At 46.1% G+C, this 13,798-nt stretch carries 8 protein-coding genes; 2 read left to right on the top strand and 6 right to left on the bottom strand.

Going from position 1 to position 13,798, the window contains the following annotated elements; translation table 11 throughout:
• Window position 1: 1 nt before the first annotated feature.
• The gene (gene glcE / locus ICN21_RS10300; RefSeq protein ID WP_216178350.1) at window positions 2–1,147 is read right to left on the bottom strand and encodes a glycolate oxidase subunit GlcE; all 1,146 of its coding nucleotides are present in this window, start codon (window positions 1,145–1,147) and stop codon (window positions 2–4) included.
• Window positions 1,147–2,637 carry an FAD-linked oxidase C-terminal domain-containing protein gene (locus ICN21_RS10295; protein ID WP_216178379.1) on the bottom strand — a complete coding sequence of 497 codons (1,491 nt, stop codon included), beginning with the start codon at window positions 2,635–2,637 and terminating at the stop codon, window positions 1,147–1,149. The genes glcE and ICN21_RS10295 overlap by 1 nt, the downstream gene beginning before the upstream one ends.
• Window positions 2,638–2,679: 42 nt before the next feature.
• Between ICN21_RS10295 and ICN21_RS10290 the strand changes: the two genes are divergently transcribed.
• Window positions 2,680–3,249 carry a cob(I)yrinic acid a,c-diamide adenosyltransferase gene (locus ICN21_RS10290; RefSeq protein WP_216178349.1) on the top strand — a complete coding sequence of 190 codons (570 nt, stop codon included), beginning with the start codon at window positions 2,680–2,682 and terminating at the stop codon, window positions 3,247–3,249.
• Between the two features lie 38 nt (window positions 3,250–3,287).
• Here the strand turns inward: ICN21_RS10290 and ICN21_RS10285 are convergent, their stop codons facing one another.
• Genes ICN21_RS10285 through ICN21_RS10270 form a run of 4 tightly spaced genes read right to left on the bottom strand, consistent with a single transcriptional unit; the run spans window position 3,288 to window position 10,915 of the window.
• Window positions 3,288–4,412 carry a 3-deoxy-7-phosphoheptulonate synthase gene (locus ICN21_RS10285; protein ID WP_215318873.1) on the bottom strand — a complete coding sequence of 375 codons (1,125 nt, stop codon included), beginning with the start codon at window positions 4,410–4,412 and terminating at the stop codon, window positions 3,288–3,290.
• Window positions 4,413–4,442: 30 nt separating this feature from the next.
• Window positions 4,443–5,933, bottom strand: a complete 1,491-nt coding sequence (gene tldD, locus ICN21_RS10280; RefSeq protein ID WP_255534298.1) for a metalloprotease TldD — start codon at window positions 5,931–5,933, stop codon at window positions 4,443–4,445.
• A 20-nt stretch (window positions 5,934–5,953) separates the two neighbouring features.
• Window positions 5,954–6,778, bottom strand: a complete 825-nt coding sequence (locus ICN21_RS10275; protein ID WP_216178348.1) for a carbon-nitrogen hydrolase family protein — start codon at window positions 6,776–6,778, stop codon at window positions 5,954–5,956.
• A 6-nt stretch (window positions 6,779–6,784) separates the two neighbouring features.
• Window positions 6,785–10,915 carry a YhdP family protein gene (locus ICN21_RS10270; RefSeq protein ID WP_216178347.1) on the bottom strand — a complete coding sequence of 1,377 codons (4,131 nt, stop codon included), beginning with the start codon at window positions 10,913–10,915 and terminating at the stop codon, window positions 6,785–6,787.
• 78 nt (window positions 10,916–10,993) lie between these two features.
• Between ICN21_RS10270 and glnE the strand changes: the two genes are divergently transcribed.
• A complete protein-coding gene (gene glnE, locus ICN21_RS10265; protein WP_216178346.1) occupies window positions 10,994–13,798 on the top strand; it encodes a bifunctional [glutamate--ammonia ligase]-adenylyl-L-tyrosine phosphorylase/[glutamate--ammonia-ligase] adenylyltransferase in 2,805 nt (934 codons plus the stop codon).

The raw sequence follows: 13,798 nt of genomic DNA, 5'->3' as shown, positions 1-13,798 counted from the left end.
CTTATGGAAGACGGTTAGTGGCAAATACACCAGCTGGATCAAATGCAGATCTCAGGCGTGCTTGTACTGCTTCAAGAGCTTTAGAGTATGCTTGCTCGCTCAGCAAGGTGAAGCGCTCAAAAGAGGGATTAACCTTGCTACCCTGCCTGAAGCGCGTTGCATGACCACCATGACTGTTGACTAATTGCTTAATAGAGGCAAATGTAGCTTCATCACCAGCAGCTTTCATCCAGCGTTGCTGCCCATGCCACTCCAGCACGAGATCATCGCTGGAGTTGGGTAGTGCAAGTGGGCCACAGGCTGCTGGAAGCGCTAAGCGATAGAGAGTTTGGTCTGCGCCAAGATTGGTAAATGATGTAAGTTTTTGCTCACGCAAATCTTTCCAAAAAAGCTCAGCTGTTTCAGGATCCATTTCCTTGGCAAGCACTAGAGAGCTCATTAAAGGAATGGCAGCTTTCACTGCTGCTGCAGCGCCTGCTAGGCGAATCGTCAGTTCGCCATCTCCATCTTTGCTATTCCCAATCCAGCAGCTAGCTGAGAGAGGAAAAGGTTGTCCTGCCCACTCATTTAAAACTTTCAACGCTTTCTCTTGAGGGATTTGGCAACGTAGTGTTGCTGTTGCAGCAGGTTTTGGCAATACCTTAACTGACGCTTCTAGTAATAAAGAAAATGTACCCATAGATCCAGGTAGCAAACGAGAAATGTCATACCCGGCAACATTCTTCATCACTTTGCCGCCGAAGGAAAGATCTTGCCCCTTGCCATCTAGAATGCGGGCGCCTAAAACAAAGTCGCGGAAATTACCGGCGCTGATGCGACCAGGACCAGCGAGCCCTGCAGCAATCGCACCGCCAAAAGTAGCATGCTCACCAAAGTGAGGTGGCTCAAAGGCGAGTACCTGATTTTTTTTCTCGAGAGCTGCTTCAATTTCTTGCAGAGGGGTACCAGCGCAAGCGGTAATCACCAACTCTTCAGGCTGATATTCCAAAATACCGGAATAGCTGCGCGTATTTAATTTTGTAAATTGATTTGGGTTTCCGTACCAAGCTTTCGAACCGCCGCCCTCAATGGAGAGTTGCGCTTTATTTTTTGCTGCGTTCAGGACTTGTTCGCGGAATGCTTCAATCTGGCTGTTGGAGCTGATCATTAAAAGCGCTCCAGTTCTGGATGCGGTAGTTTGCCTCCACTAATGCGCATGCGGCCATATTCAGCGCAGCGACTCAGTGTTGGGATGCCCTTATCAGGATTCAGAAGTTTTTCAGGATCAAATGCTGCTTTGACACCCCAGAAAGATTCGCGCTCACCTTCGCCAAACTGCACGCACATTGAATTAATTTTTTCAATGCCCACACCATGTTCGCCTGTAATTGTGCCACCGAGCTCAACACAAGCTTCTAATATTTCGGTGCCGAATTCTTCTGCGCGATGCCACTCTTCTTCATCTGCACCATTAAACAAAATGAGAGGGTGCATATTGCCGTCACCCGCATGAAATACGTTTAAGCAGCCAAGACCGTATTTGGCTTCCATGCCTTGAATACGCTTTAGCAAGGTTGCAATGTGACGACGCGGAATCGTGCCATCCATACAGTAGTAGTCAGCAGCAATGCGACCAGCAGCGGGAAAGGCGTTCTTGCGACCACTCCAAAACTTCAAGCGTTCAGTCTCATCTTTGGAGATCCTAATACCACTAGCACCGGATTGCTCAAGCACTTTAGTCATGCGTTCAATTTCTTCGGCGACTTCTTCAGGCGTGCCATCAGATTCGCAAAGCAAAATGGCTGCAGCCTCTAGGTCATAGCCTGCATGCACAAATTCTTCTACTGCACGAGTGGTGGCTTTGTCCATCATCTCAAGACCGGCAGGAATAATGCCGGCAGCGATGATTGCCGCAACAGCATTGCCACCTTTTTCAATATCGTCAAAGCTAGCCATGATCACGCGGGCTAGTTTTGGTTTAGCAACTAACTTCACAGTGACTTCCGTGACAACCGCTAGCATGCCTTCACTGCCCAGAACAATCGCGAGTAAATCTAAGCCAGGAGAATCTGGAGCCAAGCTACCGAACTCTACGATCTCGCCATTCATGAGTACGCCACGAACACGCAAGACGTTATGAAGAGTCAAGCCATATTTAAGGCAGTGCACTCCCCCAGAGTTCTCATTGACATTGCCTCCAATTGAACAAGCAATTTGAGATGACGGATCTGGAGCGTAATACAAACCTAAATGACTTACTGCTTCTGAGATTGCCAAATTACGAACGCCCGGCTGAACCACTGCAGTTCGAGTAAATGGATCGATGCTGATGATCTTTTTGAGCTTCGCTAGCGAAAGTACAAGACCTTGAGAAAGCGGCATGGCTCCGCCAGACAGACCGGTACCAGATCCTCGAGGTACTACTGGGATTTGCATCTCAGAGCAAATCTTCAGAATTTGGGCTACTTGCGCTTTCGTTTCTGGAAGGGCAACAGCTAAGGGCATACGCCGATAGGCTGCTAAACCATCACATTCATAGGGAATGGTGTCTTCAGGCTCCCAAAGGAGGGCATGTTCTGGGAGGATTGGGCGTAGAGCCGAAACCAGTTTGGACTGAAGGACGCTAATCGCAGCAAGATCGGGGGGCGGGGTCACCATATTCATGACAACCATTTTAGCCATTTACCTATAATTAAGCTCATGGGAAATCGACTATCAAAAATCGCCACTAGAACGGGCGATGCTGGCATGACTGGCCTTGGAGACGGCAGTCGCGTTGAAAAGGATCATTTACGCATTTGCGCTATGGGTGATGTCGATGAGCTCAACTCCGAAATCGGTGTTTTGATGACCGAAGAGATCCCAGAAAGCATTGCCAATGAGTTAAAACCCCTCTTTTTACAAATACAGCATGATTTGTTTGATTTAGGCGGCGAACTCTGCATTCCGAACTACAAGTTACTCAATCCGGAGCACGTAGCTCAATTGGATATCTGGCTAGAGAAATACAACCAGCAATTACCTCCGCTAACAGAATTTATTCTGCCGGGTGGTACTCGAGCTGCTGCACAAGCTCATGTATGCCGCACGGTATGCAGAAGAGCAGAGCGCTCGATTGTACGTTTAGGTTGGGAAGAGCCTTTGTATGACGCGCCACGACAGTACGTCAATCGTTTATCAGATCTTTTGTTTGTCATCGCACGCATTCTCAATAGAGCTGCGGGCGGTACCGATGTATTGTGGAAGCACGAAAAAAAAGAGACTAAGTAAATTAGCCTCTTTCACTTGCTCTAATTATTTTTAAAGCATTACTTTTTCTTACTTCTGCGTTTTTTGACGGCCGCAGCAAGACGCTCTAGTACTTGAACTGAATCATCCCAATTAATACAGGCATCCGTAATACTCTTGCCGTATTCCAGCTTGCTAGGATCATCTTTTCCTGGGGTAAATTTCTGAGCACCATCGTTGAGATGACTTTCAATCATCACACCAAAAACTTGATGAGAACCAGCTTCAATTTGCTTGGCAACGTCATCTGCCACTAGGATTTGACGCTCATGCTGTTTACTGGAATTGGCATGAGACAGATCAACCATCAAACTACCGCGAAGCTTGCCAGCTGCTAGCTCAGAGCAGGCTGCCTGAACATATTTTTCTTCATAATTAGGCTCTTTACCGCCGCGCAAAATAACGTGGCAATCTTTATTGCCCTTGGTTTCCACAACAGAGACTTGACCGTTCTTGTGGACTGACAAGAAGTGGTGTGGACGACCTGCCGCTTGAATCGCATCCGTTGCAATTTTGATGTTGCCATCGGTGCCATTTTTAAATCCAATGGGTGCAGACAAACCGGAAGCGAGCTCACGATGTACTTGGCTCTCGGTTGTGCGCGCACCAATAGCGCCCCAAGAAATGAGGTCAGCAATGTATTGCGGAGAAATCACATCCAAGAATTCGCTGCCAGCAGGCATGCCAAGACGATTGATTTCCATGAGTACTTGGCGAGCAAGGCGGAGACCTTCTTCAATGCGATAGGACTCATCGAGGTAAGGATCATTAATTAAACCCTTCCAGCCAACAGTAGTGCGAGGTTTTTCAAAATAGACCCGCATCACGATTTCTAATTCACCAGCAAAGCGTTCACGCTCGGCTAAGAGTCGTTGGCAATATTCCAATGCTGCTCTTGGATCATGAATCGAGCAAGGCCCAATGATGACGAGTAAGCGATCATCTTTACCGTGAATAATGTCGCGAATCTTTTTCCGAGTTTTACTGATTAATGCTTCAGTCGGCGTTCCGGAGATCGGAAAAAAACGAATCAGATGTTCTGGAGGTGGCAGAACAGAGATGTTATCAATGCGTTGATCGTCGGTATCCGACGTTTTATCAACGGCGGAGTACCAATTAGCGGGATTAGTATTTTGTTGGCTCATCCGGCTATTTTAAGCCGTAATTTGCCAATATCAGGCAGTGCCACCAACAGTCAGGCTGTCGATTCTTAAAGTGGGCTGTCCAACCCCAACTGGCACACTTTGACCTTCTTTGCCACAAACCCCAACGCCGCCATCTAATTTGAGGTCATTACCGATCATGGAGACCTGTTTTAAGGACTCTGGCCCGCTACCGATGATAGTGGCGCCTTTCACGGGATATTGAATTTTTCCATTCTCTACCCAGTAGGCTTCTGAAGCTGAAAATACAAATTTACCGCTGGTGATATCTACTTGGCCACCGCCAAAATTGACTGCATATAGGCCTCGCTTAATGCTGGCCACAATTTCTTGGGGATCATCTTTGCCGGCCAACATATAGGTATTCGTCATGCGCGGCATGGGCAAGGAAGCAAAACTTTCGCGGCGCCCATTACCTGTTAAGGGCATATTCATGAGTCGTGCATTGAGACTATCCTGAATGTAAGCCTTCAAAATACCGTCTTCAATCAATGTAGTGCACTGCGTCGGAGTACCTTCATCATCAATATTGAGAGAACCTCTACGCCCAGATAATGTTCCATCATCCACTACAGTGACACCCTTGGCTGCAACGCGTTGACCAATGCGTCCTGCAAATGCAGAGGAGCCCTTGCGATTAAAGTCACCCTCAAGACCGTGACCTACTGCTTCATGTAAGAGTACGCCCGGCCAGCCTGGACCCATAACGACTGTCATTGGGCCAGCTGGTGCAGGGCGCGATTCTAAATTGACTAGCGCCCCATCGACCGCCTCATCAACATAACGATTGATCAACTCAGTATTAAAGTAGAGGTAGTCATGGCGAGCGCCACCACCCGAAGAGCCAGATTCACGTCGGCCATTTTGTTCCGCAATGACATGAACAGAGACACGCACTAGCGGGCGAATATCGGCTGCAAGTAATCCATCCGCTCTTGCAACTAAGACGACATCAAATTCACCAGCAAGGCTAGCCATGACTTGAATGATGCGAGGGTCGCGAGCTTTGGCACGACGCTCAATGCTTTCGAGCAAAGCAATTTTTTCTTTAGGTTGTAATGAATCAAGGGGATTCAGATCGGAATACAGCTTATTTGACAGGGGGTTGAATAACTTACTTACCACCGCTTGTTTGCCACCCTCTGGGCCAATCACGCGGGTCGCTTTTGCGGCTTTGCTTAAAGCCTCTAAATTGATTTCATCAGAATAGGCAAAAGCAGTTTTATCACCATAGATAGCGCGTACCCCAACACCTTGGTCAATGTTGAAGCTGCCAGACTTCACAATTCCTTCTTCAAGGCTCCAGCTTTCACTGCGAGTATGTTGAAAATAGAGGTCAGCATCGTCTAGCCGATGAGAAAACATATTGCCAAAGGTGCGATGTAGATCTTGCTCTGATAAACCGGTTGGCTCAAGCAAGATGGATTTTGCTACTTTGATGAGGTCTGCCTGCTTTTTGGTTTTTGTCCAATTGGCTGGAAATAGTGCTTCGGGTGCATTCATGTGATTCGGCAGATCTTTCTTTAAAGCTTGCGGTGCGCAAGAGCTGGTAACTGAGAGCGTACCTCGTTTAATTTTTCTTTGCTTAAAACCCCTGAGATAAAGCCTTCTCCTTCGGGCAGGTCGGCTAATACGGCGCCCCAAGGGTCAATCAGCATGCTGTGACCCCATGTGCGTCGTTGATTGAGATGAATACCGCCTTGTGCCGAAGCTAAAACATAGCATTGATTTTCAATGGCGCGAGCGCGCAAGAGAATCTCCCAGTGATCTTTACCGGTAGTGTAAGTAAAGGCTGCAGGAATGATGTGGCAATCAACAGCACCCATTGCTCGATATAGTTCGGGAAATCGCAAGTCATAACAAATGCTCAGCCCAAAAGACCAATCTTGCTGATTGTGAGTGATTTTGAGAATCCCTGGCGTAATACCAGCTTCAATTGTTTCGGATTCTTGATAGCGCTCGGTTTTGGTTTGAAAACCAAATAAATGAATTTTGTCGTAGCGTCCGATATGTTGGCCTGCCGTATCAAATGCGAGCATCGTATTGAGTACCTTGCCTGGGTCTTTGGACTCCAGTGGGATTGTGCCTGCAACAAGATAAATTTGATTGTCTTTGGCAAAGCTGGCAAGCTGCTCTTGAATAGGGCCGCTACCAAAAGTCTCTCGAACACGTACTTTGTCAGTGTCTTTCAGGCCCATCATGCAAAAGTATTCCGGAAGTACGATGAGTTGTGCGCCATCTTGGGTAGCTGCGCTAATGAGCCTGCCCGCAGTATTGAGATTTTCTTGAAGATCTGGAGAAGAGACCATCTGAATAGATGCGATCTTCAGTGTCGTTGAGGTGCTCATAAGAATCTAATTGGAGGATTTAGTAGGATTGCCCAAATTATTTTGGGGTGGGGAGTTTGGGTTGGCATTAGAGTTCGGTTTACTCTGCTCTTTCAACAATTCTTTGCTGCGAATGGAATTGAGTGTTTTGGTGTCGATGGGTTGACCCTTTTGATCTAAGGGGATGACTTCAGGGTCATCCCAAGATCCTTGGACTAAGTAATCTGATTGCAGGCTACGGTTGATCTGGCTCGTGAGGAGATATTGCCCAACGAGAGCGCCTAAGCCAACAATGGGGTTGATTGCAAAAGCAGCCAGTGAGCCAGCTGTGGCATCAATCGTTGGGAAGATTGTGATCCGCAGATCTTGCGTTTGTTTTGGAATATTAATTTGACCGCTCATCGCCACACGAGCTTGGTCTAAATTCATATTGAATTGCTGAGTTTGTGCAACACCATTGCTGATATCGAAGTTACTGTTAATCGAGTTAAAGGGTGTCCCCTTGGTCACAATGTTACCAAGACTACCTTGCAGGTCGAGCGTAGCAAAGCGGAATAAACTTTGCAGACTAAGTACGTCTAATATTTTGGCGCCGCTAGTATTTACCTCTAACAATCGACCCTTTTCAAGATTAATGCCTACCTTGCCAGAAAGTGTTTCGAATTTCGGGCTGAAGGGTGAACCATCCCATTCCATATTGGCAGTAACTTTTCCTTGTCCGCCTTCAATCGATTTTTGAGGGGTCCAATGCGCAATAATTTGGCCAGCATCTTTTACGTTCATATCGATACTGAGAACGCTGTGATTCATGGTATTTTTCGTGTTGCCATTCCATTGGCCGTTGATGGTGCTTGAGCCCTGGGGATTGTTGGACTGGATGGAATCAATTTTTAGAGTGTTGTCACTTGTTTTGGTTTTGATTTTGACTTGACCAAGCTGGGCTTTCATCCAAGATAAGTCATCGATACTGATATCTAAACTGGGAATGGATTCAGGACTCAGTGCCTTTTTGACAGGAGCATTTGCTTTTGCAGGGGGCTGTGGAATTGACTCGGCGATTTTGAGCTTTGCAAAACGCCCACTAACAAGGCCGCTAGTATGAGTCTTGTCGGATTCATAGTACTGAATTTGTCCAGTAACCTGTTGTGATCCAAGACGTATATCCCAAACATTCTTCTTATTGTTTGCAAGGACATTCACATCCTGCCAGAGACGTTCAAATAAGGTCAGTTTTTTAACTTGCGCTGTGACTTGAAAGCTTGAACTCATTTCTGCTTCTTGACTACGCGACCCCTTCTTACCCCCCAAGAAATCTTGCCAGGCATCAAGATTGAGTTCATTGCTAACGAGATTTAAGTTAAACCCTTGTTGAGGTAGATTCGGCGCTGCGCCAATTCCCAGGCTGTAACGCAATTCGTCATCACGACCAAGTGTTCCTTGAATGGAGTAGAGATCGCCAATCTTTCCAGACCAGCTCAGTCGATTAGGATTTGTTTTGTCATTGGCGAAAGTTTTAACGTTGATATCGCCAGCCATGGGGGTGCCCGCTAATTTCCTAATTGGTGCTGGTAAATTCATGGACCAGTTCCGAAGATCAAAGTGGATATTAGAGTCACTACCTTGTTTATTAAAGCTGAGAGCGCCGTCATATTTAATTGAGCCATTCATGGCATTCAGTATTGAGCTAAGCTCTGAACGAGCAGATTTTGCAAAATATTCTTTTATAAAATTTGCTTGAATGTCGCCAGCAATTTTGAAGTTTTGCTTATTGCTACTTTGATCAGTGCTGCTAATTTTGATGGATCCACCCAAGAAATTAGCTGACACATCTTCAAATTCAGGATTGATTTCGGTGATACGAATACTGCCCTTGAGGTTTTCAAAAGGTGGAATACCAGCCCATTCCGCTTTATTGCCTGGTAGTGTTAATTTGAGATCAACATTAGTATCGGCAGAATTAGAGAGTGGAACCTTGATACCAAGACCTATATCTACTGGACCACTGACGCGGAGATTTTGTTCCATTTTGGCTTGTCTTTTGCTAACAGGAGAAGCATAAAAATACTCTAGCATCTGTTGCGCTTCACCGGTTGCTTTACCAGTGACTGAGAGTGTTAGTTGTTTTGCACTGACATTGGGAATTTCTGCATGAAATGCATTCAAGGCAATTTGTTTGTAATTGGCTTTTGCAATGTCCACAGTTAGGTTTGAGTTTGTCATCGCGACACTACCATTCACATTCGTGAAGGTAGACCAAGTTCCTTGATTGTTTGGTAATAGCGGAACTGGGCTAAACGCTGCGCCTGCAATCGGAAGCGTCAAGCTGAACTCACCCTGTTGCTTATCGGGAAAGGGCACTTGATTAGGATCCCCCTTGATATGCACTTGCCCATTTTGAATGACACCTGCATCAAATGCTTTGCTGAGATATACCCTAGCGTCCTTACCCATGCCAAGCGGTAAATAGCGATAGGCAGTTTTTGCATTGGCTTTGACAAGCTCCATGTCCATGGTCATGAAGTCAGCCTCTTTGGGATTGCCGAGGATATAGTTCAGGCTCAGATTAGTTATGAGTTCTGGATTGCTTAAAGTAAGTTTTTTGGTATTAATAACCCAATGTCCTTTTTGCTTTGACCAATTGATTTGTCCGCTAGCACGCTCCAAATGAATTTTGGGGTCTTCCAGAAAGTCATAAATCTCTAGACCAAGATCACTTGAATCTAAGGAAAAACTCCCCTCTTTTTGGTTGCCAGTAACAAAGCCGGATAAATTGGAAACAGAAGGTATCGATTTATTGATACCAGTAAAACTGAGGTTGATGAGTTTGGCGCTCACGGTGAAGTCTAATTTATTAGATTTAAACCAGCCACCAGGAATATTGAGAGCGGATAAAGGGGATTTGCTTTCTGACCAACGAATATTTAGATCTTCCAAATCTCCTTCAGCCTGAGAAGTCTTAATCCATTGATGAACTTTTTTAGAGAGCGGTAAATTGAGTGCAAATAATGCGACATCTTCGACTGAAATCTTTGGCGATGAAAATTCAAATTCTTTAATTTCTCCATCCGCACCTGGAGGCCGCCAGCGAAACGTCATCGGACTCAGATTTTCCAAGGGTGCAGATTTTGGGCTATCCATATCGCGCCAAGTGAATGTTTTGGTCGAGATGGCGATTAAGCCATCATTGGTTTCTTGTAGAAGATTGGCTTCGAGTCTTCCTAGTGCAATAGCATCTTCGCTTTTTGAAGATTGCACCACTAGGTCATCAACCGCGACAAAAAATTCACCACCATCAGGTTGGGCGTTATCAATCTTGAGACTTCCTTTTGAGCTCAGCACCCCTTCTAAGGTATGGAGGCCGAGTTTGAACTCTTGAGATATCTGCTTCAGATTTAGGTCAGTAAGATTCCAAGTGATTGTGCCAATCCAGTCGTGCCAATTTCCTGCTTGCCCACCTAGATGGTGAACGAAGTCGACTTTGACTTCTGTTGGCCCCTTGGTCCACGGGGTAGTTGTGGTGATGGAGCCCTCGTGTCTACGAATACCGTTCTGAAGCGATAGGTTTAAGACTTCAATAGAGGTTTGTGATTTTTTGTTGAGCTGATCATCCCAAAAGAGTTTGACTTTGCTAACTTCAATAGTGTCTTGTGAAAATAACCAATTCTCTGCAGAGTAATCGCTGGTGCCGCTATCAATCGGAATTCCAGCAATCGTGATTGCACCCTTGGAGTTTCTTTGCGCATAAATTTCCGCGCTTTCAAAATGAATTTCATGAAAATATGGCGCTAAGTGATAAAAAGATTTCCAGCTCAGTTCACCATAAATCTTTTCGATCATCAATAATGATTTTGAATGATCGGGGCTGCTGAAGCGCAAACCATCCATCTCAAAGGAAGGTCTGATCCCCGTCCAAGAAACTCGGAGATCATCGATCGAGACATTGACGCCGACGCGACTACTAATGAGCTTTTCAACTGATGCCTTGGATTTTTCAATTTGAGGCCAAAGCACATAGCGCACACCAAGATGGCCGAGTAGAAAAAGCGCCATCACAAAACCTAGCAGAATCAGGGCGCGCTTACGCCACTCGCCACCTAAACCTGGAGGACGTTTTGTTAATACGCTCTTGAGTCGAGGCGGAATGATGTTTTGCAGCATGGCCTCTATTATCCGTCAGGCTCTGCTAGACCGCCAAGCACCGGGTGCTTGAATTTTGGTCGGTATTAAGATGGGGGTATGGATGATATTTCTAGGCAAACTGCGTTTTTAGAGCAGCACTCCAATTACGCGCGGCGTTGGCTCCATGCCAAACCCGAGTGGCTTGAGTGGCTAAAAGCCCATGGACACCAAAAAATTGATTTGCCCGGGATTCAAGGTCTACTTGAGACCTGTAAGGTCGATAGTCTGAGTAGCGAGCATGATGAGGCGCGATGGATGGCCAATTTGCGCTTGGCTCGTCAACGCCTCATGCTATGGGTGGCCTTTCGTGATCTGAATGGCATGGCTGATTTAGATGAGGTCACGCATAGCCTCAGCCATTTTGCCCAACTAGCGATTGCTGATTCCATTGCATTTCTGCGCAGAGATTTGCAAGATCGCTTTGGACTGCCCTGGAGTCTTTCAACCAATAGTGAAATGCCCTTGATGGTGGTGGGTATGGGTAAGTTGGGTGGGTATGAGCTCAACCTGTCATCGGATATTGATCTGATCTTTTTGTATGAGCATGAGGGCGAGACGCAAGGTGGTCCCAAAAGCTTATCCCATCACGAGTGGTTCACCCGTTTGGGGAGAAACCTCATGAGGGTCTTATCAGAGGTGGACGCGAATGGTTTTGTATTTCGTGTCGATATTCGCCTACGACCTAATGGGGACTCCGGTCCTTTGGTATGCAGTCTCGATATGTTGGAAGAATATTTACTAGTACAGGGCAGGGAGTGGGAGCGTTACGCCTGGATTAAAGGTAGGCTTATTGCGCCCTTGCCTGACTCACATGATTTTGCCCATTGTGAAAAAGCCCTCGAGCAACTGATTCGACCCTTCGTGTATCGCCGGCATTTGGACTATGGCGTGATTGCCTCCATTCGAGATCTGCATGCACAAATACAGCAAGAGGCAGAGAAGCGATCTACTGGACATCAAGGTCGATCACACGACATTAAGTTAGGTCGCGGCGGTATTCGGGAAATTGAGTTTTTGGCGCAAATGTTTCAACTGATGCGGGGTGGTACTGATCCTCGTTTTAGAGTGCGTCCCACATTACAAGTGCTTACTCTTATCAAGCAGCGCGGCATATTGCCAGCACAAGAGATTGATGAGCTACAAGATGCCTATATTTTTCTGAGACGCCTTGAGCATCGCATTCAGGTTTGGGATGATCAGCAAACCCATTATTTATCAGATGATGCGCTTGTGCGTGCTCGTTTGGCTGATACTATGGGCTTCTCAGACGAGTCAAGTTTTTTGACGGAGTTAGAGCGTCATCAAAATAATGTAGCGCGTCTATTTGAAAAAGCCTTTGTATTAGATGATGAAAATCGTCTGGATCTCGCACCCTTAAGTCATGACTGGGAGTTAGATGCAGCCTGTTTTCCTAAGTCCTTGCTCCATTGGCAATCATGGATTGCAAGCCCCAAGGTAAAGCAGCTACCAGATAAAAGTCGCTTGATTTTTGATAACTTAATTCGTAGTGCTGCAGAAATTTTGATGGCTGAAGATAGTAAGTTAGCGACTGCAGATCAAACTTTATTGCACTTCTTCGATTTACTCGAAGCCATTGTGAGACGTAGCGCTTATTTATCTATCCTGGCCGAATATCCAAAGGCGCTGTTGAATATCTTAGCTTTGCTCCAAGCATCTCAGTGGGGCGCGCAGTACCTCACCCAGCATCCACACTTATTAGATTATTTACTGAACTCTCGTACTGAAAGGTCGCTGATTGAGCATCCAGAAGACTATTGGCATGAAGTAAAGATGAATTTAAATATTCGTTTAGACGATGTCATGGCTGATGGAGATGGTTCAGAGCAGGCAATGGATATTTTGCGCGTGACCCATCATACCGAAACCTTCATTACCTTGCTAGCGGATTTGGGAATTGGGGTGGACCACGCTCTTCCTGTAGAAAAGGTTAGCGATCATTTATCTGCTTTAGCGGATTTGATTTTGCAAGCTACCCTTGAACGCGTTTGGCCTACCGTAGCGAAAAAGTATGGCTTACCCGCTAATGAAGCCCCCGCTTTTGCTGTGATTGCATATGGTAAGTTGGGCGGTAAAGAATTGGGCTATGCCTCTGATCTAGATTTAGTCTTCTTATATCAGTCGAGTGAAAACGATTATGCCGCCCAAGAAATTTATGCGCTTTTAGCTAAACGTATGATTAATTGGTTGACGACCTTTACTGCGACCGGAAGCTTATTTGAAATTGATACTCGCCTTCGTCCCAATGGGTCAGCTGGTTTTTTGGTGACCAATACAGAAGCGTTTAAAAAATATCAGATGCGTGAAGGTGACAACGCCGCCTGGGTATGGGAGCATCAGGCTTTAACTCGTGCTCGCTTTGCTGCTGGTAATGCTTCGGTTGGTATTGAGTTTGATGCAGTTCGTTCAGAGGTGTTGAGTCAGAAGCGCAATGTAGATCATTTGCGTGCTGAGATTTTGGCTATGCGTCGCAAGGTGCATGAGGGGCATCCCAATGGAACTGGGAATTTTGATTTAAAGCACGATGCTGGCGGCATGGTAGATATTGAGTTTATGGTGCAGTTCCTAGTCTTAGCCTACGCAAATCAATATCCCCAGCTGATAGGCAATCTTGGCAATATTGCTTTACTGCGAATTGCTGGTGAAGTGGGCCTAATCGAGGGAGTTAGTGCTAAACAGGTTGGTGACGCTTATCGTTTATTAAGAGCGCGTCAACACCGTTTACGCTTAGACGGCGCAGAAAAAACTCGCATTCTGTTGGAGAGTGAGCCTGAGCTCTTGAATGCTAGGGATTGTGTCTTACAACTGTGGCAAGAAATTTTTGAAGCGCCTTCCAGCGTTTAA

The sequence above is a fragment of the Polynucleobacter sp. AP-Feld-500C-C5 genome, assembly GCF_018882265.1.
In the GTDB taxonomy this organism is placed as follows: Bacteria; Pseudomonadota; Gammaproteobacteria; order Burkholderiales; family Burkholderiaceae; genus Polynucleobacter.
Note: the sequence above shows the minus strand (reverse complement) of the source record. Positions and strands in the feature narration are given on the sequence as shown.